The sequence below is a fragment of the Ensifer sp. genome (assembly GCF_031989085.1).
Classification (GTDB): Bacteria; Pseudomonadota; Alphaproteobacteria; order Rhizobiales; family Rhizobiaceae; genus Ensifer.
The window spans coordinates 91,103-117,109 of the sequence record NZ_DALZXU010000011.1 but is presented as its reverse complement, the minus strand read 5'-3'; the positions used below and the strand labels follow the sequence as shown (position 1 = coordinate 117,109).

The 26,007-nt window shown below is 64.0% G+C and carries 20 protein-coding genes and 1 tRNA gene; 13 read left to right on the top strand and 8 right to left on the bottom strand.

Going from position 1 to position 26,007, the window contains the following annotated elements:
* The first annotated feature begins 710 nt into the window (after positions 1-710).
* The 8 genes from RTP54_RS28650 (at position 711) to RTP54_RS28615 (ending at position 11,347) form a co-directional block, all read left to right on the top strand.
* A complete protein-coding gene (locus RTP54_RS28650) occupies positions 711-2,909 on the top strand; it encodes a mechanosensitive ion channel domain-containing protein (RefSeq protein ID WP_312367304.1) in 2,199 nt (732 codons plus the stop codon).
* A gap of 497 nt (positions 2,910-3,406) precedes the next feature.
* The gene (locus RTP54_RS28645) at positions 3,407-4,171 is read left to right on the top strand and encodes an IclR family transcriptional regulator (RefSeq protein ID WP_112815805.1); all 765 of its coding nucleotides are present in this window, start codon (positions 3,407-3,409) and stop codon (positions 4,169-4,171) included.
* Positions 4,171-5,283, top strand: coding sequence for an extracellular solute-binding protein (locus RTP54_RS28640; RefSeq protein WP_312367299.1), 1,113 nt, complete (start codon positions 4,171-4,173; stop codon positions 5,281-5,283). Before RTP54_RS28645 ends, RTP54_RS28640 begins: the two co-directional genes overlap by 1 nt.
* Positions 5,284-5,409: 126 nt before the next feature.
* Positions 5,410-7,128, top strand: a complete 1,719-nt coding sequence (locus RTP54_RS28635; RefSeq protein WP_112833664.1) for an ABC transporter permease — start codon at positions 5,410-5,412, stop codon at positions 7,126-7,128.
* Positions 7,121-8,200 (top strand): ABC transporter ATP-binding protein, encoded by a 1,080-nt coding sequence (locus RTP54_RS28630; RefSeq protein WP_112805713.1) that lies wholly within the window; start codon positions 7,121-7,123, stop codon positions 8,198-8,200. The genes RTP54_RS28635 and RTP54_RS28630 overlap by 8 nt, the downstream gene beginning before the upstream one ends.
* A 14-nt stretch (positions 8,201-8,214) precedes the next feature.
* Entirely contained in the window at positions 8,215-9,429 is a 1,215-nt protein-coding gene (locus RTP54_RS28625) for a CoA transferase (protein ID WP_312367297.1), read from the top strand.
* Entirely contained in the window at positions 9,426-10,274 is an 849-nt protein-coding gene (locus RTP54_RS28620) for a CoA ester lyase (RefSeq protein ID WP_312367295.1), read from the top strand. Before RTP54_RS28625 ends, RTP54_RS28620 begins: the two co-directional genes overlap by 4 nt.
* 44 nt (positions 10,275-10,318) lie before the next feature.
* On the top strand, positions 10,319-11,347 hold the full coding sequence (locus RTP54_RS28615; protein WP_312367293.1) for a hydroxyacid dehydrogenase: 1,029 nt from the start codon (positions 10,319-10,321) through the stop codon (positions 11,345-11,347).
* Here RTP54_RS28615 and RTP54_RS28610 read toward each other — a convergent pair.
* Positions 11,344-11,499, bottom strand: coding sequence for a hypothetical protein (locus tag RTP54_RS28610; protein ID WP_312367330.1), 156 nt, complete (start codon positions 11,497-11,499; stop codon positions 11,344-11,346). The two genes, RTP54_RS28615 and RTP54_RS28610, sit on opposite strands and share 4 nt — an antisense overlap.
* Here RTP54_RS28610 and RTP54_RS28605 point away from each other — a divergent pair.
* Positions 11,468-12,148 (top strand): RraA family protein, encoded by a 681-nt coding sequence (locus RTP54_RS28605; protein WP_312367291.1) that lies wholly within the window; start codon positions 11,468-11,470, stop codon positions 12,146-12,148. The two genes, RTP54_RS28610 and RTP54_RS28605, sit on opposite strands and share 32 nt — an antisense overlap.
* A gap of 150 nt (positions 12,149-12,298) precedes the next feature.
* Here the strand turns inward: RTP54_RS28605 and RTP54_RS28600 are convergent.
* From RTP54_RS28600 to fdnG, 7 genes are all read right to left on the bottom strand, one after another.
* Positions 12,299-12,394: transfer RNA gene (locus RTP54_RS28600), tRNA-Sec, on the bottom strand.
* Positions 12,395-14,299, bottom strand: coding sequence for a selenocysteine-specific translation elongation factor (gene selB / locus RTP54_RS28595; protein WP_312367290.1), 1,905 nt, complete (start codon positions 14,297-14,299; stop codon positions 12,395-12,397).
* Positions 14,296-15,672, bottom strand: coding sequence for an L-seryl-tRNA(Sec) selenium transferase (gene selA / locus RTP54_RS28590; protein ID WP_312367288.1), 1,377 nt, complete (start codon positions 15,670-15,672; stop codon positions 14,296-14,298). Before selA ends, selB begins: the two co-directional genes overlap by 4 nt.
* A complete protein-coding gene (fdhE, locus tag RTP54_RS28585) occupies positions 15,672-16,580 on the bottom strand; it encodes a formate dehydrogenase accessory protein FdhE (protein ID WP_112805725.1) in 909 nt (302 codons plus the stop codon). Before fdhE ends, selA begins: the two co-directional genes overlap by 1 nt.
* A 161-nt stretch (positions 16,581-16,741) precedes the next feature.
* Positions 16,742-17,431 carry a formate dehydrogenase subunit gamma gene (locus RTP54_RS28580; protein ID WP_312367285.1) on the bottom strand — a complete coding sequence of 230 codons (690 nt, stop codon included), beginning with the start codon at positions 17,429-17,431 and terminating at the stop codon, positions 16,742-16,744.
* A complete protein-coding gene (gene fdxH / locus RTP54_RS28575; RefSeq protein WP_112815798.1) occupies positions 17,431-18,420 on the bottom strand; it encodes a formate dehydrogenase subunit beta in 990 nt (329 codons plus the stop codon). The genes RTP54_RS28580 and fdxH overlap by 1 nt, the downstream gene beginning before the upstream one ends.
* Positions 18,417-21,503: a formate dehydrogenase-N subunit alpha gene (fdnG, locus tag RTP54_RS28570; RefSeq protein WP_312367283.1), complete on the bottom strand. Its 3,087-nt coding sequence runs from the start codon at positions 21,501-21,503 to the stop codon at positions 18,417-18,419. The genes fdxH and fdnG overlap by 4 nt, the downstream gene beginning before the upstream one ends.
* A 176-nt stretch (positions 21,504-21,679) precedes the next feature.
* On the opposite strand from fdnG, the gene selD reads away from it, so the two are divergent.
* From selD to RTP54_RS28550, 4 genes are all read left to right on the top strand, one after another.
* Positions 21,680-22,735 (top strand): selenide, water dikinase SelD, encoded by a 1,056-nt coding sequence (gene selD, locus RTP54_RS28565; RefSeq protein ID WP_312367281.1) that lies wholly within the window; start codon positions 21,680-21,682, stop codon positions 22,733-22,735.
* A 400-nt stretch (positions 22,736-23,135) separates the two neighbouring features.
* Complete coding sequence (locus RTP54_RS28560) at positions 23,136-24,224, top strand: ABC transporter ATP-binding protein (protein WP_312367279.1); 1,089 nt, start codon at positions 23,136-23,138, stop codon at positions 24,222-24,224.
* Entirely contained in the window at positions 24,221-25,138 is a 918-nt protein-coding gene (locus RTP54_RS28555; RefSeq protein ID WP_312367277.1) for an ABC transporter permease, read from the top strand. The genes RTP54_RS28560 and RTP54_RS28555 overlap by 4 nt, the downstream gene beginning before the upstream one ends.
* Before the next feature lie 13 nt (positions 25,139-25,151).
* Positions 25,152-25,994, top strand: a complete 843-nt coding sequence (locus RTP54_RS28550; RefSeq protein WP_312367275.1) for an ABC transporter permease — start codon at positions 25,152-25,154, stop codon at positions 25,992-25,994.
* Positions 25,995-26,007 lie beyond the last annotated feature (13 nt).

The window sequence follows — 26,007 nt, the reverse complement described above, 5'->3', positions numbered from 1 at the left end:
CCCATGAAAGCCAATGCGCGCGGACCCTGCGGCAGCAACCAATAATTTTCGCTTAAGGCACTTGCAGCTTGGGGTGTTTATCAAAGACGGCGGCGATCCGGATGTGACGGCCGCGGCGGACAGCATGAAAAGCCCGCCGGTGCGTACCCGGCAGAAACGCGTTTTCGAGCTCGCCATCGGCGTTGCCTGCGCTCCGGCGCGGCAAAGATGGCCGCCGGCTCCGATGACGTCTGCTGGTCGGGATCAAATCAAATTGTCGCGCTCGACGCGCCATCGGAAACGCGATCATGGATGGCGCTCGCGGCATGGTCGCTCAGGTAGGTCCCTGAGGGTATGCCGGCGCGAAGTCGCTCCGCGTTCTGGCGTAACAAAGTTCACAATCCCGTGAAATCTTGAGGGTTGGGGTGGGCTCGTAGCGAAATTTGTGTCTAATATATGGCTGTGCACGAAATAAAATACTGCATGCATGGTCGTTCCAGAGATGAAATTCTAGGAATGCCCAGGTTATTTGCCCGCCCTCGTGGCGGGCATTTTTTGCAGACCGTCCGATTGCGGCGCAAGCTGGCGTCGCGCTCTGGCAATGCCCGGTCGCCCGGCGCCGGTGCTGTGCACTCGACAATCGTCGTTGGCATCGGGCGAGCCACCCTCAACGGTCCACGGCAAAGCGCTTCATCGACCTTCCCGTTCCTGCAAACACACTGGCATAGCTGATGATCTTATCCTTGTTGCGACCCTTGCTTCTGATTGCTCTGTTCGCCGCCTCCGGGGCGGGGCCGGCGACAGCCCAGCAATCTGCCGCCGCCGCGGCCGAGGGCCGGCCGGACAATGTCGCCACGCTTCAGGAACTGATCGACGTGCTTGAGGATGACAAGGCGCGGGAGGCTTTCCTTGGCGCGCTGCAGAAGGCCGTCGAAGGCGCATCGAATCCGCCGGGCGATGACGTAGGGCCGGGTGCCGCCGATGAAACGCTTGGCAAGAAACTTGCGGATGTGACGCGGCAATTTGCCGAACGCTCTGTCTCCTCCCTCCTTGTCTTCGCTTCCCAGCTGGCAGCGGCGCCAGCCACGCTCTCGCAATTGAGCGGAGAGGAAGGGGAGGTGCTGGCACGTGCCTTTCGAGATTTGGCCCTGGTGATCGTCGTCACATATGGGGTCTTTGCGATCGTGCGTCTTGCCGCCCGCCGGATCGATCGTTCGTTCGGCCGGCGTGCGGCAACGGCGGGCCTGCTCGAAAAGACTTTCCTGATCGCGGCCTCGGCGCTGCTCGATGTTGCGGTGGTGGTTGTCGCCTGGGGTGCCGGGTATCTGGCAGCGTTGACGGTGTTCGGCGAACTCGGACGCATGGATTTCCAGCAAACGCTTTATCTGAACGCGTTCCTGATGGTGCAACTGGCCAAGGTCGCAGTCAGAACGGTTCTTTCTGCTTCTGCCGAAGATCTTCGCCTGCTTCGTTTGTCGAATGCGGCCGCGAAGCGAACCAGCCGGCTGTTTGCCCTGATCATCAGCATTCTCGGCTACGGCCAGCTTGTTCTCCAGCCGATCCTGTCGCAGGCAGTCTCGATCGCTTCCGGGCAGGCGGCTTCCGCGCTCGTCGCTCTCGTCGCCCTGGTCATCGCCGTCTTGGCGACGGTGATCAACAGACAGGCCGTGACCGATTGGCTGCTGGCAATGCCCGGGCATTCCGTGCGCCACCGTCAACTCCGTTTCATCGCCGCACGCTGGCACTGGCCGGTCCTCGCCTATTTCGCGTTCCTGTTCTTCGTTGTCCTGATCGGGCCATCGGATCGATTGTTTTCGGTTTTGGCGGCAAGTGCCCAGGTTCTTGCCGCAATCATCGCGGGCCTTGTCATTTCGGACTGGCTGGCAGGCGCCATCGCAAAGGGGGTGACGCTGCCACAAAACGTGAATGACCGCCTTCCTCTCCTCGAGGCGCGCGTGAATGGTCTGGTGCCGCGTTTCCTGTCGCTGCTTCGTCTGGTCGTGCTGGCCATGGTTTTGTCGCTGTTGGCGGCAGCGGTCGGCCTCGTCGACGTCTTCGCGATCCTGCAATCCCGGATAGGTCTTGCATTTACGGGCGCGATCACGTCGGTGCTCGCCATCATGCTCGTTGCCTATGCTTGCTGGCTGGCGTTGACGTCCTGGGTCGATTACCGGTTGAATCCGGCTTTCGGATCGATCGCGAACGCGCGCGAAACGACGCTTCTTACGCTTCTCAGGAATGCGGTCACGATTGCGATCGTCGTTGTGTCGCTCATGTTTTCGCTGTCCCAGCTGGGCCTTGATATAGCGCCGCTCCTGGCGTCGGCGGGCGTTTTGGGTCTGGCCATCGGTTTCGGCGCGCAGAAACTGGTGCAGGATGTCATCAACGGCGTCTTCATTCAGCTGGAGAACGCCATCAATGTCGGTGACGTCATCGCGGTCGGCGGCACGACCGGCACGGTAGAACGCCTGACGATCCGCTCCGTCAGCCTGCGCGACGTGCACGGCGCCTATCACATCATTTCATTCTCGTCGGTCGACATGATCACCAATCACATGCGCGACTTCTCCTTCCATGTCGGCGACGTCGGCATTGCCTATCACGAAGATGTCGAAGACGCGCGGGCAGCGCTTTTCGATGCGTTTGACGAATTGCGTGCCGATCCGGCCCTGGATTGCGCCATCCTTGGCGAGATGGAGTGGTTCGGGGTGCAGCAACTGGCCGATAGCGCGGTTATCGTGCGTGTGCGCATCAAGACGATGCCGGGGCAACAATGGGCGGTTGGCAGGGCGCTCAACGGCGCCGTCAAAAGAATCTTCGACATCAGAGGCATCGAGTTGCCGTTCCCTCATCAGACGATCTATTTCGGCGCTGGCAAGAACGGGGACGCGCCGCAGGCGGCCGCCGCAATGGGCGCGTCGATGTCGTGATGTTTGTTGCGTCACTGATCGCGATGATGTCCTACGATCGCTCGTGACGCTTCAGATATAGAAGCTTTGCGGACAACTTTTCTCCGCCTTGCCATTGGCCATCGCCACAGTTCCAGACATCCTTCGATCTGCCTGCGGAACTGATCCTCATGTCGCGAACCCTTGCCCTGACACGGCAGGCGTACAGCTTTTCCGGCGATACCCTTCAAAGCCGCGTTATCAGCCCGGCGTTCTCATCGTCCAAGGTCCTTCCGCGTCCCGACGACCGGATCGTCGGTGAACCCTATACGCCTCATCGCGCCCGTCTCCTTGATGGGACGGACACGGCCAGGATTGGGTGGAAGGCGAGCGCCCGGGTCACATCCCCTGTCAGGATTGTCGATCGACTGGCTGTTGCGGCGATGCCGTGAGACGCGGACGCGCCTTGACAGGGGCGGTCACGCTCGGTATGTTCACGATATAGCACACGTTCAATATATTGAACAAGGAAAAAATGCATGAGCGGCCGCGGCGCGGAAAGAATTCTGGATCTGATCGAGTGGCTGGCATCGCGCAGCGACGCCGTGGCGCTCTCCGAGGTCGTTCAGGCTCTTGCCCTGCCGAAGAGCAGCACCCTGCTTCTGCTGCGCACCCTGGTCGAGGCCCGGTATGTCACGCGCCAGACGGACGGACGCTACCTGCTCGTCCGGCTTCCCGGTGAGCCGTCGGAGGCAAATAACGGCTGGGGCACGATCCTGAGAGTGGCGGAGCCGATCCTTCGCGAAACGGTCGCTGCGATCGAGGAAACCGGTTTCATCGCCGTGCTGACCGACGACCGGCAGGTGCGATACCTCAACAAGATCCTGCCCATGCGCGAGATCCGTTATGACCGCGATATCGCCACGCTGCGTGTCGCGCATTATGTCGCGAGCGGATTGATGCTGCTGTCCGGCCTCAAGGACCGGGATCTTGAAGCCTATCTCGGCCAGTCGGTTCCCGCCGAGGATGATCCGGAGGGCATCGCAGAGCGCGTAAGCGCCGGGCGCAACGACGGCTATGTCGCCAATCTCTACGGTCGGGTCGAAGGGGCTGCCGGGGTCGCGGCGCCGATCCGCGACCCCGATGGCCGCATCGTCGCCGTCGTCAACATTTCCGGTCCGCGCGAGCGGATCGCCAACAATCTCGATCGCGTCACCGATGCGACGGTCGAGGCCGCACGCCGCGCAAGTGAGGAGCTTTCGCGACGTATGTTCAAAAACGGGAAAACCCACGGGAGGAATTGATGTCCTATTTGAAGAGAGAGCTTGCCGGCTGGCTGCTTGCCGCATCGGCGATGCTTTCGACCAGTGCTGTCGCCCAGGAGCCGAAACTGCCCGACTACTATCCGGGCGACTATGGCCAGATCGTCGAAGCCTCGCGCAAGGAGGGCGGCCTCGTCGTCTACTCCAACATGGCCGACAACAACTGGCAGCCTGTGATCAAGGGCTTCAGCGAACTCTACCCGTGGATCAAGGTCGAGACGCTCGACCTGGGCTCCGGCACCGTGCACACCCGCTGGGAAGCCGAGGCCGGCAGCGGTGCCCGCACCGCCGACGTGCTGGTATCGGGGGCGAACGATCGCTGGGCGCGCTATGGCAGCGAAGGCCGCATGCTCGATTACTCCAGCCCGGAAACCGAACGCCTGCCGGGCTTTGCCAATCCCTATCCCGGCATTTACGTGATGTCGGCCGACCCGCTCGTCATTACCTATAACGCAGCCCTGCTGCCGGAGGGCCAGCGCCCGACCGGTTTCGCCTCGCTCGTCAAAGCGGCTGCGGCCGACAAGGCGACGTTCGACGGCAAGATCACCACCTACGACGCTGCCCGCAACTCCTTCGGGCTCGCCGCCTGGTGGAAGACGCTGCAGGTCAAGGGCGACGACGGCTGGAAGGGCCTGCGTGAAATCGGCCCGATGATCCGCGGCGAGGTCTCCGGTGGCCCGATGAACGAAAAGATCGCCACCGGCGAATATCTCGTCGGCATCGCCGTTTCCGGCATCACCATTTTCCCGCGCCTGGAGCAGCCCGGCGGCGAGATCCTCGGCTTTGCCTTCCCCGATGACGGCACCCCCGTCATGCTTCGCGGTCTCGGCATCCCGAACGAGGCGGCCAACCCGAACTCGGCGAAGCTTTTCATCGACTACCTGCTCAGCCAGAAGGGCCAGACCCAGATCGGCAAGGGCGGACTGACGCCTTACCGCGAGGACGTCGAAGAAGCCGAAGTTCGCTACACCTATCAGGCGATTGCCGCCAAGGTCGGCATGGAAAATCTGATCGCCGTCGGCTTCGACAAGGCGCTCATCGATGACGCTGCGGGCTTTGCCACCAAGTGGACCGCCGCGATGGCCGGCAACTAACAGGCCCAAGCCTTGGAGATCGTCGGCGACACAGTCGTCCGGCGATCCCCAGGCCCCTATTTTCAACTCTACGAAGCCTGACGACCGTCTTGTCGCGTGAGCGGACGGCTTTCGAGGACTATTGCCATGACCGAGCTTTCAGCAGGGTCGGCACCGGGCGCCACGCGCGACCGGTCGACCATCACCTTCTGGGCCGTAAGCATCCTGACGACGATTCTGGTGGTCGGGCCGATTGCGCCCATTATTCTCCAGGCGTTTCTCGACCGGCCGCTCTACAAACCCGACGCTGTCGTCACCGCAGGCAATTTCGTTCGCCTGTTTACCGAAGCGGGCATGGGCAAGATCGTGCTCAACACGCTGTTCTTCGCGGTCGTCACGATGATCGTCGCCCAGCTCTTCGGTTCGGTCATGGCCGTCATCGTCGGCCGCACCAATCTGCCCGGGCGCAAATGGATCGGCGAGATCCTGATCTGGCCGCTGTTCGTCAGCAATCTCGTCATGGCCTTCGGCTGGTTCACGATGTACGGCCCATCCGGATATATCACGCTTGCCTTCAAGGCGGGCACAGGGCTCAGCCCGTGGAACCTCTACAGCCTGACAGGCATGAGCATCGTTGCCGGGCTCAGCCAGGCGCCGCTTGCCTATCTCATGTGCATCGGCGCAGTCACCAAGGCCGACGCCCAGCTCGAAGATGCCGCCCGTTCGGCCGGTGCCAGCCCCATGCGGGCGCTGATCAGCATCACCGTTCCGATGATGCGGCCGGCAATGGTCTATTCCGCCGTGCTGAATTTCGTGATCGGCATCGAGATGCTGGCGATCCCGCTGGTGTTCGGCGGCCCGAGCGGCATCCATACCGTGACCACCTTTCTCTACGACCAGGGCATCAATGCTGCTGTGCAATCAGACTACGGTATCGTCGGCGCCGGCGCGGTCATGCTCCTTGTGATCGTCGGCCTGCTCGTCTGGCTGCAGGGCCGGTTGATGAAGGACAGCGGCCGTTTCGTCACGGTGCGCGGCAAGGCCTCGCGCCCCTCGCTCGTCGACCTCGGGCCCTGGCGCTGGGTCGCCTTCGCCGCAGTCGCCGCCTATGTGCTCTTCACCATCATTGCGGTCTTTGCCGGCATCTTCATGCGCGCCAGCGTCAGCTTCCTGACGCCACTGGTCCCGTTCTGGAAGCTTTTGACCCTCGCCAACTTCGAGTTGATCTTCAACCAGCCGGGCTATGTCAGGGCTATCCTCAATTCCGTGGTCATCTCTTTCCTCGGTGGCATCATCGGCACGGCCTGCGTCGTGCTCATCGCGCTCGTCGCCAAGCGCTCGGAGTTCCGCTTCCGTCGCGCGCTGGAATATGTCGCTCTGTTCCCGCGCTCGCTGCCCGGCATCATTGCCGGCCTCGGTTTCTTCTATGCGGTTGTCTGGGTCCCCGGGCTCGACATGATCCGCGGAACCATCTGGATCCTCATCGCCGCCTTCGTCGTGCGCTATATCCCGATCGGTTTCGGTGCGATCGCTCCGGCGTTGTCGCAGATCGGCGAAGAACTCGACCGCGCCTCGCGTATTTCCGGTGCCGACTGGTGGACGACGGTGACCCGCATCGTCCTGCCGCTTCTGAAGCCGGCGCTGTTTTCGAGCTTCGCGCTGCTCTTCATCCACTTCTTCAAGGAGTACGTGACGGCGGTTTTCCTCTACCAGCCGGGATCCGAAATCATCGGCTCGACCATGCTGCAGCTCTATGCCCAGGGCGACAACGGTCCCGTCTCCGCCCTCGCAACCATCCAAGTCATCATCACGGCTTTGTTCGTCTTCATGGCGCGCCGTCTGCTGGGAGCCAAGATCTATGGCTGATCTCATCCTCGACAATCTCTCCATCAACTACGGCTCCTACAAGGCCGTAAGCGAGGTCTCGCTGACCATTCCCAAGGGCGAGTTCCTGACGTTGCTCGGGCCTTCCGGCTGCGGCAAGTCGACGACGCTTTTTGCGATCTCCGGGCTCAACCACGCGACATCGGGTTCGATCCGCATGGGCGACCGTGTGCTGTTCGACGGGAAAAGCGGAACCGTCGTGCCGCCGGAGCAGCGCAACATCGGCCTCGTTTTCCAGAGCTACGCGCTGTGGCCGCATATGTCGGTGGCAGAAAACCTCGCCTTTCCGCTGAAGCTGCGCAAGATTGGCCGTGCCGAGCAGGACAAGCGCATCAAGGAAGCGCTCGAACTGGTCGAAATGGCCAAGTTTGCCGAGCGGTATCCCTTCGAGCTTTCCGGCGGCCAGCAGCAGCGTGTTGCGCTTGCGCGCGCCCTCGTCTACCGGCCTGGCCTACTGCTGCTCGACGAGCCGCTATCCAACCTCGATGCAAAACTGCGCGAGCGCGCACGCGTCTGGTTGCGCGAATTGCAGGAGCGGCTCGGCGTGACCACCGTCTACGTCACGCACGACCAGGCCGAAGCGCTTGCGGTTTCCGACCGCATCGCGGTGATGGATACCGGGCGCATTCGCCAGCTCGGCACGCCCAAGGAGATCTACGAAACGCCGGCCGATGCTTTCGTCGCCGACTTCATCGGCTCCTCCAATTTCCTGACGGGCACCGTGGTCGATCGCGCGGCGGGCATGGCCAATGTTCGCCTCGGCGACGGCACGGTGATCAAGGCAAACACGGGCAGGAACGGCGCGGACGAGAACGTGGTGATTGCCGTGCGTCCGGAACGGCTGCAGATCGTCGGCGGCGCCGGCGAGAATGTCGTGCAGGCAACCGTCCAGGGCGGCTCCTATCTCGGCTCGGTCTACCAGTACGAGCTGACAGGGGCGGGCAGTACTTTCCGCGTCCAGACCGCACGCGAGGTCGCGGACAAACATGTCTTCGTCTATGTGCCGCCGGAAGCCTCGACGCTTTTTGCCGCGCAATCCCGGCCGCAGGCCTGAGCGCGGAGCGTCCCATGACCAGCAAACCCAAGAGCTTCGATGCCGACGCGAAGGGGCCGCTCGACGGTATTCGCGTCGTCGACCTGTCGCGGCTCGTCGCCGGCAACATGCTGTCGCTGCAGCTCGGCGATTTCGGCGCCGACGTGATCAAGGTCGAGCCGCCGGTCGGCGACCCCTTGCGTGATTGGCGCGATGGTGGAAGCTCGCTCTACTGGAAGACCTACGGGCGCAACAAGCGCTCGGTCATGCTCAATCTTCGCGAACCGGCCGCCATGAGTGCCATGCTCAAGCTGCTCGACACGGCAGACGTCTTCATCGAGAATTTCCGCCCGGGCACGCTCGAAGAGATGGGCATGGCGCCCGAAACGCTGCTTGCGCGCAATCCCGACCTGATCATCGTGCGCATTTCCGGCTTCGGCCAGACCGGTCCCTATGCGAGCCTGCCCGGCTTCGGCACGCTGGTCGAAGCCATGAGCGGCTTTGCGGCGCGCACCGGATTTCCCGATCGCGAGCCGGTGTTGCCGCCCCTGGCGCTCGCCGACATGATCGCTGGCATCTACGGCTCTTCCGCCGTCAGCATGGCGCTTCTGGCGCGTCAGCGCGGCACGGCGCGCGGGCAGGTCATCGACCTGTCGCTGCTGGAGCCGATGTTCTCGGTGCTCGGACCGGAGGCTGCGATCTACAGGACGACCGGCAAGATCAAGGAACGGGTCGGCAGCGGCTCCAACACGACGTCGCCGCGCAATGTCTATCGATGCGCCGACGGCAAGTATGTCGCGCTCTCCGGTTCCACCCAGGCGGTCGCAAAGCGCATCTTCGAGATCATCGGCCGGCCTGAAATGATCACCGATCCGCTTTTTGCCACCAACACCGACCGGGTGCGCAACCGGCCGCTGGTCGACGAGGCAGTCGGCGCCTGGTTTGCCACGCGCGAGCACGATGACGCGCTCGACATCATGCGCCGGGCCGGCGCGACGGTCGGGCCAGTCTACAACATCGCCGATGCCTTCAACGACGCGCACTTTATCGAGCGTGAGGTCTTCACTGAAGTCGAAGATCGCGAGCACGGCTCGCTACCGATGCACAATATCCTGCCGCGGATGTCGGCAACGCCGGGCGTCTGGCGCAATCCGGCACCGGCACTTGGTGAAAACACCCGCGATGTCCTCAATGAAGCCGGCCTGTCGGCCGATGAAATCGACCTGATCATGGGAGGCCGAACCGAATGATGCTGCGCTCTCTGCTTTATGTCCCTGGCAGTTCGCCTCGTTTCCTGGAAAAGGCCCACCAACGCGGCGCCGATGCCATCATCATCGATCTGGAAGATGCCGTCGCCCTCAACGAAAAGGACGCGGCAAGGGCAGCTCTTGCGGGGGCCGTGCCCATGGTCGGCCAGAGCGGCGCTCGGGTGATCGTGCGGATCAACACCCATGACGAAACCACGATGCTGGCCGACGCCACCGCTGCCCATGAGGCCGGCGCGCTGGCGCTTTACATTCCCAAGGTGTCTTCGCCTGAAATCCTCCATACGCTCGACCGGCACCTGCAGCCGCTGGAAACGGCTACCGGCCGGCCACCGATCCGGTTTGCGCCGCTGATCGAAGATCCGCACGGACTGCTCAATGCCGCAGCGATTGCCGCTGGACCGCGGGTGTTCGCGCTGTCAGCCGGCGGCGAGGATCTCGCAACCTCCATGGGCGCCCAGCCGACGCCCGAGGTGCTGCGCCTGCCAAAGCTGATGATCCACTATGCCGCCAAGGCCGCCGGCATCCTGTCCTTCGGACTGCTGCGCAGCACGGCTGACTATGCCGACACGGTCGCCTTGGCCGCAGCCATCCGCGAAGCCAAGGATTTCGGTTTCGACGGCGCCACCTGCATTCACCCAAGCGTGGTTCCGCTGTTGAACGACGGCTTTTCGCCATCCGCCGAAGAGCTTGACGCTGCCCGGCGTCTGATCGCGGCAGCTGACGATGCCGCGCAAGCCGGGATTGGCGCCTTTACCTTCGAGGGCAAGTTCGTCGATCTGCCCATCGTCACGCGCGCCCGCGCATTGATCGCGCGCGCCTCGGGCTGATCGAACCGCGCAGCGCTCCCCAAGCATCTACTCTGGAGAACAAAGTGTCAGACTTTCCCACCGCCGAGAGACATCCGGAGCGCAAATGGCGCGTCCTCGTCACCCATAACAGGATCGCCGACAGCGCCGTCGAATTGCTCAACGCCCATGACTGCGACGTCTTCTTTTCGCCGCCCTACGACGCATCGGACGTGGTCGCCGCACGCGCGGCCGATCTCGGCATTGACGCGATCATGGTCCGCCAGGGCCAGATCAACGAAGCCGTCATCGCCGCCTCCCCTAAGCTGCGGGTGATCGTCAAACATGGAGTGGGCGTCGACAATGTCGACATTCAGGCTGCAGCCGATCGCGGCATACCGGTCTTGCGCTCGATGGGCTCGAACGCGCGCGCGGTCGCCGAACACACGATCGCGCTGTCGTTGTCGCTGATCAAGGAGATAGGACCGCTGACCGCAGCGGTGAAGCACGGGCAGTGGCCAAAGCCGACCTTCATGGGCCGCGACATCGCCGGTACCCTGATGGGGTTGATCGGCTATGGCTCGATCGGCCGAGAGACCGCCGCCATGGCACGCGCGCTCGGCATGGATGTGATTGTCTACGACCCGCATGCCGCGGCCACGCTGGCGCACGAAAACATCACCGCCGTCGACGATGTCGACGAGCTTGTAAGCCGTGCCGACGTCGTCAGCCTGCATTGCCCGTTGACGGCGGAGACGCGCCACCTGATCGATGCCCGTCGTCTGGCGCTGATGAAGCCGACATCCTTCATCGTCAACACCGCGCGTGGCGGCATCATCGACGAGGCGGCGCTTGCCGACGCCCTGCGCGAAAAGCGGATCGCAGGCGCGGCCCTCGACAGCTTTGCCACCGAACCGCCGGCCGGTGACAACCCGTTATGGGCGTCGCCGCTGGTGCTGGCCACGCCGCACATCGGCGGCGTCACGCATGGCTCGTCGAAGGCCATGGCGGAGATCGCCGCTCGCCACATCATCAGCGTCCTCCATGGCAACGCGCCTGATGCTTTCAGCCTTGCAACGCCGCAGAGCCTCGGCCTGCGCAAGGCGACAGCCTAGAGCGTTCCCCGCAAGGGCGGCGTTGCTCTTGCCTGGAAGCCCATGAAAACAACGAGATAGATCGCTTCTTCGCCACCGCGTGGAACGAAGCCGCTCCAGAACTGCAAAAGGAAGAAACACATGCCCATCGGTTTCAGAGTGAAGAACAGCATGGAACGCGTCGACGCCTCCTATGTCGAGGCCTTCCGGAGCCTGCCCGTTGCCAACGTGTCCGACAGCATGTCGCGGCTCGTCGCCGGCGGTGACAGGCTGCGCCCGATGCATGGCGGCGGCGTGCTCGCCGGGCCGGCGCTGACGGTGAAGACCTGCCCGGGCGACAACCTGATGCTGCACAAGGCGATCGACATGGCAGCCCCCGGCGACGTGATCGTCGTCGATGCCGGCGGCGATACGACCAATGCGCTGATGGGCGAGTTGATGCTGGCGCATGCCTTCAGGCGCGGCGTCGCCGGCTTCGTGCTTAACGGCGCGATCCGGGACGCCGAGGCAATCGGCGCCCAGGACCTGCCACTCTATGCGCTTGGCGTGACCCATCGCGGCCCTTACCGCAGCGGTCCGGGTGAAATCGGCTTCCAGATCTCGATCGCCGGCATGGTCATCAATCCGGGTGACCTGATGCTTGGCGACATCGATGGTGTCGTCTGCGTCCCCAAATCCGATGTCGAGGCGGTATTGAAGGCAACGCGGGCCAAACACGACGCCGAAGCGAAGCAGATGGCGGCGACGTTGCAGGGTGAAATTGATCGCTCCTGGGTCGATCGTGAGCTGGAGCGGCTCGGTTGCAGCTTCGTCGAGGCATGAAGGCCGCATTTCCGGCAGTATCAGACTGACGTGATCGGAGGCATGCGAGGGTCGTGAGAGCGCCGATCCGACAAGCGCAGAAATGCGTTTGATCGGGACTGGCCAGATCCTCTCCGCCCGGTCGACGGGCGAGTCGCGTGCCGCTCGCCTTGGCGGAGGGGAGTGGGGGTCGAACCCACCCGGGACAGGCTCGCTGCCCCAACCGGATTTGAAGTCCGGCCGTCCCACCGGAGACGATTCCCTTCCTCAGTGCGTAAACAGGTCGCTGCGATGGGGATTTATGCGACGCAAGTCGCCCCGGCGCAAGGTCAGGCCGAGCCGGTCGAAAAAGTCGAGGATTTCGATGGCGACCTTGCGGCCGTTGTGGACGCGGTCGCGGAAGGCGGGCGCGGCGAACCAGCCGTCGTCGGTTTCCGCTGCCACCTCGATCACGATCGCCGCCATCTCTTCGACGACCGCGCGGTCGAAGAAATGATCGTGCGCGATCTGATGCACCCGTCCGAGTTTCTGCGCGAGTTTCAAGACCCGTCGCACGTCGCGCTCTTCGGCGCCAAGCAGTGGCACGAGGTCGCGTACCCTTGGTGGGCGAAAGCGGTTCTCGTCGATGAGAAGCGGGCCGATGCGTTGCCAAAGGCTCTCGTCGGCGGGCGTCAATCGGACTTCGTGGCCGGGCAGCCGCAGGAACGCACCGTCAAGCACGATGTGGCCCGCCGCCGCTTCAGTCTTCAGGAATGCGAGGAAAGCGATTTTCGGCAGGCGCGGTTTCAACAGGAGACGCGTCTTTTCGCGGCCGATGCCGGCAAGGTCGGGGTTTTCGGCGTGGAATTCGGCGAGCGTCTCCACGAGGCTTGCGCGCAACGCGATAAGGGTTGCAGAGGAGAGCGCCTGGTCGGCGACGATTTCGGCGCCAGCAGCAAGGAGCAGGCGAGGGCGCATGTCTTCCCCCAGGCCGCGGTCCCGCAGGAAGGCCGAAAGGTCGATCGGGGCAAGAGCGGCCAGCCCTGCAAGGGCTGTTGCCGGGTCCGCCTGGTCCGACGCGGCAAGAAAGGCCAGCCGCTCGGGCGTGCCGCGCTTTCGCGCCGGTGGGCGCAGGTCGAGAAATTGGCCACCGCCGATGGTGCGGCTGGCGGAGGTATCGCGCAGGATGAAGCGGTCACCGATGGTGGCGGCTATGGGGCGGTCGAGAACCAGTTGCACCAAGCCTTTCGCTCCCGGCTCAACCGGGCCGGCAAGCGGCACGATGCGCGCGCCGACCTCTGTCGCGTGACTGTGCAGCCGCACCGGAAACCAGGTGCCGACGGGCTTTGCCTCCGTTACGAGAATGTGAAGCGTTGCGTCGATCCGGTCGGTGGGCGCATGCAGCGAAGGCGCGACAATGATGTCCCCCCGCCGGATAGCGTCCTTGCTCACCCGCTCGCCGACAAGGTTCAGCGCGCAGCGCTGGCCGGCGTGGCCCTCGACGGCCTTCCGGTTCTGCGCGTGGATGCCGCGCACACGGGCGGTCAGACCTGACGGGCTGACGGCGACGGTGTCGTCGAGCGCCACACGACCGCCAAGGACCATGCCTGTCACCACCGTCCCGGCGCCTGAGAGCGTGAAGCTGCGGTCGACGGCAAAGCGCAGCAGGCCGGCGTCGCTGCGCTTGGCGGTTTCCGTCTCGGCGGCCGTAAGTGCTTGGCTGAGGGTCTCGACGCCTTCGCCGGTAAGTGCCGAGACGGCGATGACAGGCGCATCGGAAAGGCCTGTGCCGGCAAGCGCCGTGCGGATCTCCGCTGCCACTTCGGCGCGTCGCTCTGGTCCGGCGACATCGACCTTTGTCAGCGCAACGATGCCTCTTTCAATGCCGAGCAGGTCTAGGATGGCGAGATGTTCGCGCGTCTGCGGCATGATGCCGTCGTCGGCGGCCACGACCAGCAGCGCGAGATCGATGCCGCCAGCACCGGCGAGCATCGTGTGGATAAGGCGTTCGTGGCCGGGAACGTCGACGAAACCGGTGATCGCACCGCTGCCGAGATCGGCATAGGCAAAGCCAAGGTCGATGGTGATGCCGCGCGCTTTCTCCTCCGCCAGGCGATCGGCGTCGGTGCCGGTCAGGGCTTTGACCAGCGCCGTCTTGCCGTGGTCGATATGCCCTGCGGTTCCGACGATCATAGCGCCGCCAGGGCCTCGATCAGTGCCGCATCGCTCTCCAGGCAGCGCAGGTCGAGGATCAGCGCGCCGTCGCGGATATGTCCGACGACCGGCACGGGCAGGGCGCGCAGCGAAGCTGAAAGCCGTTCCGGAGCGTCGCCCCCGGCGCCGGTCAATCGAAGGCCGGCGCTCGGGATTGTATCGACCGGCAAGGCGCCGGAGCCGACCTGGCTGTGACAGGCGCAGGATGAGGCAGAATAGCCATGCGGCTTGAGCATCGCATCGATTGTCGGAACGAGACGGGCTGCCTGCGCCGCGATTTCGGCTTCCGGTCTGGTGAGGAAACGCAGCGTCGGCAGTCGTTCCTTCACCCGGTCAGGATCGCGATAGAGTTTCAGCGTCGCCTCCAGCGCGGCGATGCGGATCTTGTCGAGGCGAATGGCGCGCTTCAGCGGATTGCGGTTGATGGCGGCAATCAGGTCGCGGCGACCGACGACGAAGCCTGCCTGCGGCCCACCGAGCAACTTGTCTCCCGAAAATGTCACGAGATCCGCGCCCTCGGCGACCGCCTCCGCCACCGTCGGTTCGCGTCTGAGGCCGAAGGTCGAGAGATCGACCAGCGAGCCCGAGCCGAGGTCGTTGAGAAGCGGCACGCCGGCCGTGCGGGCAATCTCCGCCAGCCTTGGCGCCGGCACCTCGGCGGTAAAACCTTCGATGCGGTAGTTGGAAGTGTGGACCTTGAGGATGACGCCGGTCTGCGGCCCGATCGCGCCCTCGTAGTCGCGCGGGTGAGTGCGGTTGGTGGTGCCGATCTCCACCAGCTTCGCGCCGGCGCGGGCCATGATGTCGGGCATACGGAAGGCGCCGCCGATTTCGATCAGTTCGCCGCGCGAGACGATGGCCTCGCGGCCGTCGGCAAGTGTGTTGAGCGCGATCAGCACGGCGGCGGCATTGTTGTTGACGATGGTGGCATCTTCGGCGCCGGTCAGCTCGCACAGCAATCCGCGCAGGTGATCGTCGCGCTGGCCGCGCCCGCCGCCGTCAAGATCGAACTCCAGTGCCAGTGGGTGGGCCATGGCGGCGGCGGCGGCGCGCACCGCCTCCTCGGCCAGAATGGCGCGGCCGAGATTGGTGTGCAAAACCGTGCCCGTCAGGTTCAGGAGTGGCCGCAGGGCTGTGCGGGCGGCGGCCGCAAGCGCGTCCGATAGGCGCTGCGGCAGTTCGGCTGCGAGTGCGGCACCATCCTCTCCGGAGCGGATTTTCTCGCGGGCGATCTCGAGCCCGGCGCGCACGGCGGTGACGACGGCAAGGCGGCCATGGACTTCGATCAGCGCCAGGCCCTCAGGCGAGGTCAGCATCTGGTCTACCGAGGGAAGCACACGAAAATCCGGCATCAATAGCCCGCAAGATAGGGGTTGAAACCGCCGCGGCGGAACTCGGTTTCCTTCATCAGGATATCGAGGCCGAGGCTTCCGACGTCGTCGGCGATCGGGTCGAGGCTGGGGTTCTTCACCTGATAGAAGATCTTCACCCAGGCGTGGCATTCCCGGCACGCCTCGGCCTTCACCGTGGCTTCCGTCGTCTCGACCGAGCGATAGCTGACGCCCTTGGTCGAGCCGCAACAGAGGCACTTCACCCTGACCTCGTTCCATTGCGTGCCGCAGCAGGCACAGGCCGCGTAGCGGATGTTCTCGATGCCCTGCGCGCCCATCACCGATGAGGTCGCCGGTCGACCGCCGCATGCGGGGCAGAGGCCAAAGCCGACCGGTACGAGCGTCTGCGCATCGAGCATGGCTGCGAGCCGTGCCATGTGCACCTGCACCGCTGCCGCAACGAAGAGATGAGGGGCGGCGCTGTCGTCCGGGATCTGATCCGAAAGGATATTGGAGAGCAGCCACTGCCGGTCGTCGTCGTTGGCCGCGCGTACCGCATCGAGCGCAAGCCGCGCGGGTTCCGGCATCACGATTTCGACAGCACCTTCGAGCAGTGCGGCGAGCGTCGCGCCAAGTTCAGGGTCGCCTGCGCGTGCGGCCCGGTCGATCGGCGGCATGGCCGCGCGCGCCCGTGCGATGGGCATCGGGGCCGGCGCCGCAACGGGTGGAAGGGTCGCGGCAAGCCGAGCCTGGAGTTTGGAGAGCGCCGCGAGAAAGGTCAGGTAAGGCGCAAGCGCATTGCTTTCAGCCAGGAACGCGAAGCGGCGGGCGCGCGTCTGGAACAGCTTGATCGGTTCGGGCAGGAAGGCGATGGGCGGAGTGGGGACGCCGCCGATGAGGGAGGGATCGGGATGTATGTCTTCTGCCATCGCATCTCCGTCAATCCGGCGACAAGCCGGGTCATGCTCTTGCAGCTTTCTCTCAACCGTCGCCGATCGAGGGATGAAACGGCAGCCATTCAAATTGCCACGCCAACCCTGCGCGCCCGAAGGGATGACGCGTCATGGGTTTGCGCGAACGCCCAACATGATCATTTTGACGGGTCAGAGCGCTGCCGTCCAGCCAGTTCGCGCAGCCATTTGCGATGGTGGCGGAAGGCCCACCCGCCGGTGACGGTGCCGCGGGTCATTGCCCGGATCGTGCCGCGCGTCCAGATCGCGGCATAGACATGGACGATGAAGATCAGGATCGTAAAAATCGCCGCGAGCGAATGCACGGCAACCGCGATGCGGCGAACGGGAATGGAGACGAGGTGGGGGAAGTATTGCTCCCAGATCATGACACCAGTCGTTACCAACACCACGATCAGCCCTGACATGCCCCAGAAAACCACTTTCTGGCCGGCATTGTACTTGCCGAGTTCGGGCAGGTTTTCCTCGTTGCCCTGAAGAAGGTCGCCAATCTTGCGGCTCCACTCCACGTCCTCGCGTCGGGGCAGGTTGAGCTTCCACATCTGCGCAAACAGCAGAAGGAAGCTCGCCACCAGCACCAGCCCGACGATCGGGTGCAGCCACCTTGTCGTCTGGCCGCCGCCGAAGATGTCCGTCAGAAAGAACAGCGAGGGGTGAAAGAGGGAGAGCCCGGAAATCAGAAGCACGATCATGCAGGCGGCCGTGACCCAATGGTTCAGCCGGGTGTAGCCGCGGTATCGATTGACGGTGACCGGGTGCTTCGTCTCGATCTTGTCGCCGGGCGCGGAATAGACGCGTTCTTCAGTCATCACGCCTCCCTGTCGCCATGTCTTTGGTCGCGATCCTCGACGAGATCTTCCGCCTCTCCCTCTTCATGGGCGGTCACCTCGTTGGGGCGCGCGAAAATGCCGTGCAGGACCGCGCCGGCGGCCGCAAGGCCGGCAACGGCGAGGCCCACGGTTTTCGCCGGCCCCTTCCAACCGCGCACGACAGGTGAGATCTGCGGGTCGTCCGGCAGCCCTGCATAGAGCGAGGGCTGATCGGCATGGTGCAGCACATACATGACATGTGTTCCACCGACGCCCTGCGGGTCGTAAAGGCCGGCATGGTCGTAGCCGCGCGATTTCAGGTCCTCGACCCGCTCGCTGGCAAGCTCGACCATCGCCTCTTTCGTGCCGAAGGAGATGGCCTTGGTGGGGCAGGCCTTGGCGCAGGCCGGCCCTTGGCCGACCGCCACCCGGTCCGAGCAGAGCGTGCATTTCTTCGACACATGCGCGGTCTTTGAAACGCGTGGAATGTTGAAGGGACACCCGGCGATGCAGTAGCCGCAGCCGATGCAGTTGTCGGAGATGAAATCGACGATGCCGTTGGAATATTGAACGATGGCGCCCGGAGCCGGGCAAGCCTTGAGGCAGCCGGGATCGGCGCAGTGCATGCAACCATCCTTGCGGATCAGCCATTCGAACTCGTTGGTGACGGGGTTCTCGTATTCCGTGAACCGCATAAGCGTGAACATATCCGGCGTCAGGTCGTGCGGGTTCTCATAGACCCCGACATTCTCCTCGATGTCGGGATGGGTGTCGTTCCACTCGATGCAGGCGGACTGGCAGGCCTTGCAGCCGATGCATTTCGAAACGTCGATCAGCTTGGCGACCTCGGTCAGGTGCCGCTCGGGTGCTGGCACATCGCTCGTTGCCGAAACCCTGATGACGTCGCTCGGCAGCAGGTTCGACGCCAGCGGCTGCAGCGGCGGGTTGGCCGCCGCCGTGACCGGCTCGGGTGCGCGTTCGCTCGTCATGCCGAGGCTCCTTCTTCCGCCGCCGGTTCGATGTTGACCAGGAAGGCCTTGAACTCCGGCGTGTCGATGTTGGCGTCGCCGACGAAGGGCGTGAGGCTGTTGGGGCCGAAGCCCTTGCGCGCAGCCCCCATGAAGCCCCAGTGCAGGGGGATGCCGACCACATGCACCGGCTTGCCGTTGCAGATCAGCGGACGTATGCGCTTCGTCACCACGGCCTTGGCCCAGATCTCGCCGCGTGCGCTCCACACCCGCACGCGCCCGCCTTTCGTTATGCCCCGTTCCGCTGCCAGTTCCTCGCTGATCTCGACGAAGAATTCCGGCTGCAGCACGGCGTTCACGCGGTTGTGCTTGGTCCAGTAGTGGAAGTGCTCGGTGAGGCGGTAAGACGTTCCGACGAAGGGGTAGTCTGCGCTGGTGCCCAGTTGCGCCAGGTCATCGGGGAAGATGCGGGCGACCGGATTGCCGCGCAGCTTCGCGTTGAACGGGTTTTCGACCGGGCTTTCGAACGGCTCCATATGCGTCGGGAACGGACCGTCGCGCAGAAGCTTGCGCGAAAACAGCCGTGCCGTACCCTCCGCCGTCATGATGAAGGGCATGACGGTTTCAGGTTTCGCCGTCACCGCGATATCGGGCACGTCGAAGCCCTGCCAGCGCTCGCCGTTCCATTCGATCAGCTTGCGCGCCTCGTCCCACGGCTTGCCCTGCAGGTCGCAGGACGCCCGGTTGTAGAGGATGCGCCGGTTTGCCGGCCAGGCGAAGGTCCAGTTGAGGAAGGTGCCGATGTCGCCCGGATCGCTGTTGTCGCGCCGGGCCATCATGTTGCCCTCTTCCGTCCAGGAGCCGGCATAGATCCAGCAGCCGGACATGGTGGAGCCGTCATCGCGCATCACGCCGAAATTCGGAAGCAGCTTGCCGGCTTCGACCAGCACCTTTGCCGGATCCTTCGGGTCGTAGAGCGTCTGCAGTGCACGCCCGTTCATCTCCTTGGCCAGTTCCGCGGCCTCCGGCTCGTAGGGATCCTCGTAGTCCCAGGCCAGGTTGAGGATCGGCTCGGGGCAGACGCCACCTTCCTTGCGGTAGAGCTCGCGCACGCGCAGGAAGATGTTGGCCATGATCCAGGTGTCGTGTTTGGCGTCGCCCGGCGGCGTCGCGCCCGGCCAGTGCCATTGCAGCCAGCGGCCGGAATTGACCGTGGCGCCCTCGTCCTCGGCAAAGCAGGTCGAAGGCAGTTCCAGCACCTCGGTCATGATTTTCGAAGGTTCGACCTCATTGTAGATGCCGTGGTCTTCCCAGAAGTGACCTGTTTCCGTCTGCAGCGGGTCGATGGTGACGAGCAGCTTCAACTTCGACAACGCCTGCGTCAGCTTCGCCCTGTTGGGGAAGGACAGAAGCGGGTTGAAGCCCTGGCAGAAATAGAGGTTCACCTCGCCACGGCTCATCATGTCGAACATGCGCAGGATATCGTAATAGGCAACGTCCAGCTTCGGCAGCCAGTCGAAGCCCCAGTCGTTTTCGCGTGTCGCAGCATCGCCCCACATCGCCTTCAGGAAGCTCACCATGAATTTCGGGGTGTTCTGCCAGTAGCTGGTCTGGTCGGGGATCAGCGGCTTGTTGCCGCGTGTCGACATGTAGGTGGTGTAGTCGATTTCCTTCTCGGTCGGCAGGTTCATGTAGCCGGGCAGCGTGTGCGAGAGCAGGCCGATATCGGTCAGTCCCTGGATGTTGGCGTGGCCGCGCAATGCATTCACGCCGCCGCCCGGAAGGCCGACATTGCCGAGGATGAGCTGGAGCATCGCCATGCCGCGAATGTTCTGGGCACCCTTGGAATGCTGGGTCCAGCCGAGCGCATAGAGCGAGGTCATGACCTTGTCGCGCGCCGATGTCGCGCCGATCATCTCGCAGATCTTCAGGTAGCGTTCCCTCGGTGTGCCGCAGAGGTTTTCGACGAACTCCGGCGTATAGGTCGCGACCTGCTCCTTCAAAAGATTCCAGACGCAGCGAGGATCTGTGAGCGTCGGGTCGGTCTTCACCGTCCCGTCCTCGTTCATCTGGTACTCCCAGCTCGTGCGGTCGTAGTCGCGCTTCGCCTCGTCGTAGCCCGTGAACAGACCTTCGGCCCAGCCGAACGCGTCGTTCACCAGATAGGTGGCGTTGGTGTAGTTCTTCACATAGTCCCACTGCACCTTGTCGTTTTCGATGCAGTAGCGGATCACGCCCATCAGGAAGGCGATGTCGGAGCCGGGACGGATCGGGGCATAGACGTCGGCAACTGAAGCGGTGCGGTTGAAGCGCGGGTCGACGACGATCAGACGGGCGCCGCGATGGTGCTTGGCTTCCGTTACCCATTTGAAGCCGCAGGGATGGGCCTCCGCCGCGTTGCCACCCATGACGATGACAAGGTCGGTGTTCTTGATGTCGGTCCAGGCGTTCGTCATTGCGCCGCGGCCAAATGTTGGAGCCAAACTGGCTACCGTGGGGCCGTGTCAGACGCGTGCCTGGTTGTCGAAGCCGAGAACGCCTAGGGATCGGACGGCCTTGTAGGTCAGCCATCCCGTCTCGTTGGTTCCGCCCGAGGCTGCAAGGAAACCCATCGTCAGCCAGCGGTTGACGGTGACGCCGGCCGCGTTCTTCTCGATGAAGTTCTGGTCGCGGTCGTCCTTGATCGCGCGGGCGATCTTGTCGAAGGCATCCTCCCAGGAGATGTCCTGCCAGGTGTCGGCGCCGGGTGCGCGGTGGCGCGGCTTGGTGGCGCGGGTCTCGGACTTCACGAAGTCCTTGAGCGCCGCGCCCTTGGGACAGAGCGTCCCGCGGTTGGTCGGATGGTCGGCATCGCCCTCGATGTGGATGAGCTCCGCCTTTTCTCCGGCAGCAAGATCACCCTTGGAGTACATCAGGATACCGCAGGCCACCGAACAGTAGGTGCAGAGGTTGCGGGTCTCGGTCATGCTTGTCAGCTTGAAGGCGCGCACATGGGCCGCGGTCGCCGCTTCGGCCGCTCCGAAGCCCAGGGCCCCGATGGTCGTTGCCGCAGCGCCGGCGCCGGCGAGCTTCAGAAAGCTGCGGCGGGAAAGATCGATGTTCATTGGACGTCCTCTTCCATGCGTATCGGTCTTGAGCAGATGGTCAAGCCTGGCGCCGCATGTGTCAAGGTCGAATTGAACGGCTTTTGCCGCAAGAGGCATGGCCTTGGTTGCAACGCTCGGGCATGATCGCTGGCGACAGTGCCGGCCGGCATGCCGTTCGCAAGGAGATTTGAGCCGTGAGCAGCCTTTCCGCTTCCGTCGAACCACGTCTCACCTCGCTTGCTCACGGTGGAGGTTGCGGTTGCAAAATTGCCCCCGGCGTCCTGCAGGAGATCCTGCGCGGACGTGCGGTGTTGCCGGTGCCGCCGGAACTGCTTGTCGGCATCGAGACGTCGGACGACGCGGCCGTCTATCGCCTCAACGATCATCAGGCGGTGGTCGCGACCACCGATTTCTTCATGCCGATCGTCGATGACCCCCATGATTTCGGCCGGATCGCGGCGACCAACGCCATTAGCGACGTTTATGCCATGGGCGGGACGCCGATCTTTGCGCTGGCGCTTGTCGGCATGCCGGTAAACACGCTTTCGACGGCGACGATCGGCGCCATTCTCGATGGCGGGGCGGCGGCCTGTCGCGCCGCCGGCATCGCTGTGGCCGGCGGGCATACGATCGATTCGGTCGAGCCGATCTACGGTCTCGTCGCGATAGGCCTGGTCGATCCGGCCCACCTCAAGCGCAACAGCGCCGCAGAGCCGGGCGACGTGCTGATCCTCGGCAAGCCGCTCGGCGTCGGCATTTTTTCCGCCGCCCTGAAGAAGGGCGCACTCGATGATGCCGGCTATGCCCGCATGCTCGGCAGCACCACGCGTCTCAACACGGCAGGACCTGACCTGGCGCGACTTGCCGGTGTGCACGCCATGACCGACGTGACGGGATTTGGCCTTGCCGGCCACGCCCTCGAGATCGCGCGGGGGTCCGGTTGTCAGTTGCGGATCAACTGGTCAGCTGTTCCCCTGCTCGAGGGTGTGCGCGAATTGGCCGGCGCCGGGTTCGTCACCGGCGCGTCTGGCCGCAACTGGGCGAGCTACGGACACGACGTCGCCTTTTTGCGAGAGATCGAGCCGATCGACAAGGCGCTGCTGTGCGACCCGCAGACAAGCGGGGGCCTGCTCATCACCTGCGCCGGATCGTCGGTATCGGATGTGCTCGAGGTCTTCCGCAAGCATGGCTTCGACGCGGCCGTGATCGGGGAGGCAGTGGCCGGAGCGGCGCAGTTGTCCGTCGCATAGCGCAGCACGCTTGCAACACCGACCGTATCCTACAAACACGCGACATCGCTGATCGCAAATGAGCGAGCCGTTGACGACAGCGCGGTCATACTGACCGCAGCGTGAACAGCTGCAGCCCCCCTGGAGAACGGCACGATGCGTGAGCGGGTGGCGCGGCCCCGTCGCGGTGCTTCATCCTCGCCACGGCCCGGCTGGTCACCGGGCCACTGGCCGATACCCCCTAAGGGTGACTTAACGCCTCTCCGCGCTGTCCCCATACTCCTTGAAAAGACGGGAAGTTTCAGCTCCCGAACAAGGGGAATAGCCAATGCGGACCAGTGCCAGCCGAACGATTTCGCACGCCAGTGAGCGGGGTCGAAGTTCAGCGCAAAGACCAGACATCCACGTCCCGCCACGCGACATGATCGCCGCCGAAGTGCGGGGCCTGTCGAAAGTCTACAATGCCGGCGGTACGAGGGCATTCGAGGCGCTGAAGAACTTCGATCTGTCGATAAACGCCAACGAGTTCTTTACGCTGCTCGGCCCATCCGGCTGCGGCAAGACAACGCTGTTGCGCATTCTCGGCGGCTTTGAAGCCCTGACCGAAGGCACTTGCACCATCTTCGGCCAGGATGTCAGCCGGCTTCCGCCGGAGGCTCGGCCCGTTAACACCGTCTTTCAGCAATATGCGCTGTTTCCGCATATGAGCGTCCGGCGCAATATCGCCTTCGGGCTTGAAATGCTCGGAACGCCCCGCGCCGAAACCGAGCGCCGGGTGGATCGCATGCTGGCGCTCGTGCACATGAGCGATTATGCGGACCGCAAACCGGACACCATGTCCGGCGGCCAGAGGCAGCGCGTCGCGCTTGCCCGGGCGCTGGCGCCGCAGCCGAAACTGCTGTTGCTCGACGAACCGCTATCGGCGCTGGATCTGAAGCTCCGGCAGAAGATGCGGCTCGAACTGAAGGCGCTGCAGCGCGAAACCGGCATCACCTTCATCTTCGTCACCCACGACCAGGAGGAAGCGCTGGCGATGAGCGACCGGATCGCCGTCATTGACAAGGGTCGCTTGCAACAGGTGGGCACGCCGGAGGACATCTACGAGAACCCGGAAAGCCGTTTCGTCGCCGACTTCATCGGCGAATCCAATCTTCTCGATGCACGGGTGTCAGCGGTAAACGGCGGCGAGGCGGCCCTGACCGTCGAAGGCTTCGCCGATATCCGGGCGCCAATCGGGCGTCCGCTCGCGGTCGGCCAGTTGGTCTGCCTTTCAGTTCGGCCGGAGAGGCTGATCCTTCGCGAGGCCGGCCAGGACGTACCGGGCGGGATCGCCCGGGTCGTTGCCCGGACCTATCTCGGCAACGCCGTCGAATATCATCTGGTCGCCGGCGGCCAGACGCTGACTGCCCGTGCGCCACGCGGCGGATTGCGGGGCCTCCTGGATTTCGTACCCAGCGACACCGTCTCGGTGGGGTTCGAACCCGGCTCGATCAAGGTGGTGTCGTCATGAGCGCGCGGCAACTCTCCTTTTCCTCCCGCATCTCGCCGCGTCTCACCGATCTCGGCCTGCTCGGTCCGGCCATCGCGGTCATCCTGGTCTTCATGGTCGCGCCGATGGCGATCATGTTCGTCTATTCCTTCCTCGAGGCCGCTCCCTATGGCGGTGTCGAATGGAGGTTCACGACCGATGCCTACACGTCGATCCTGTTCGAACGGGACTTTCTCGACGACAGCCTGACGTTTACGCCGGACTATCTTGTCGTGCTTGCGCGCTCCGTCTTCCAGGCCGGCATCGCAACGCTGCTCTGCCTGGTCATCAGCGTGCCGACCGCCTATTACATTGCCACCCGGCCGGAGCGGCAAAAGAACATCTGGCTGGTGCTGATCACCATTCCGTACTGGGTCAACCTGCTGATCCGCACCATCGCGCTGCTCTTCGTCCTGCGCGGCGATGGCCCGATCAATGCGGTCCTGATGAACCTCGGGTTCATCAGCGAGCCCTTGCCCCTGAGCTACAACGGTTTTGCCGTCTGCCTCGGGCTGATCTATTCCTTCCTGCCCTTCATGGTCCTGCCCCTCTATTCAGCCTTCGAACGCTTCGATTTCCGTCTGCTGGAGGCGGCTTACGACCTCTATGCCAGCCGCCGCACCGCGTTCCTGCGCATCGTGCTGCCGGTGATGCGGCCGGGGCTGATTGCCGGAAGCCTTCTCGTCTTCATTCCCTCGATCGGCTCCTATCTGGCGCCCGATATTCTCGGCGGCGGCAAGACCCTGATGATCGGAAACCTGATCGGCACGCAGTTCCAGAGCGCCCGCAACTGGCCGTTCGGCGCGGCGCTGTCGATGATCCTGCTGACACTGACGCTTCTCGTGCTTCTGTGGCTTGCCCGCCGGGCCGGGCAGCAGACGTCCGACTGCCGCTGAAGGAGGGCAAACGATGTCCAACACCGCTTCGTCATCGCCCGCCATGCGAACCGTCACCGCCACGTCGCGCATCGGCGACATCCGCGCCTTTGCCGGTTTCGGCTCCCTCTCTTTCGCCTGCCTCGTCTTTCTCTACGCCCCGATCGTCTTCCTGGCGGCCTACTCCTTCAACGACGGACGCTCGGTGAGCCGTTGGAGCGGGTTTTCCCTGCGCTGGTATGCGACGGTCTTCGGCAACGAGAACATCCAGACCGCAGCACTGAATTCGGTCATCATCGCGGTGATCGCCGCAACCGCCTCGACGCTTCTGGCGCTCGGTGCGGCGACCGCCACCGTTCATCGGCGTGCGTCGGGCGGCGGCGCGGCCTATGCCGTCTTGACCTTTCCGCTGATGGTGCCCGAGATCGTCACCGCCGTCGCCTCGCTGGTGTTCTTCGTCGCCGTCGGCATCAGCCTCGGTTTCACCACCATCCTCTTGGCGCACATCGTTTTCTGCATTCCCTTCGCCTATCTGCCGATCAAGGCGCGGCTGGAGGGGCTGGACCCGAGCCTGCCGGCAGCCGCTGCCGATCTCTACGCCTCGCCAGCCAAGGCTTTTGCCCGCATCACGCTGCCACTGCTGGTGCCGGGACTGCTTTCCGGCTGGCTGCTCGCCTTCATCATCTCGCTTGATGATTTCATCATCACGGCGCTGGTGGCCGGGCCGGGCGCGACCACCCTGCCACTGCATATCTACGGCATGTTGCGTCTCGGCATGACGCCGGAGGTCAACGCGATCTCGACGCTGATGCTGGGGGCTTCCACGGTCCTCGTGCTTGTCTCCGCCATGATCGGCCGGGTCGGGCAGAAGCACTGACAACCACCTGACA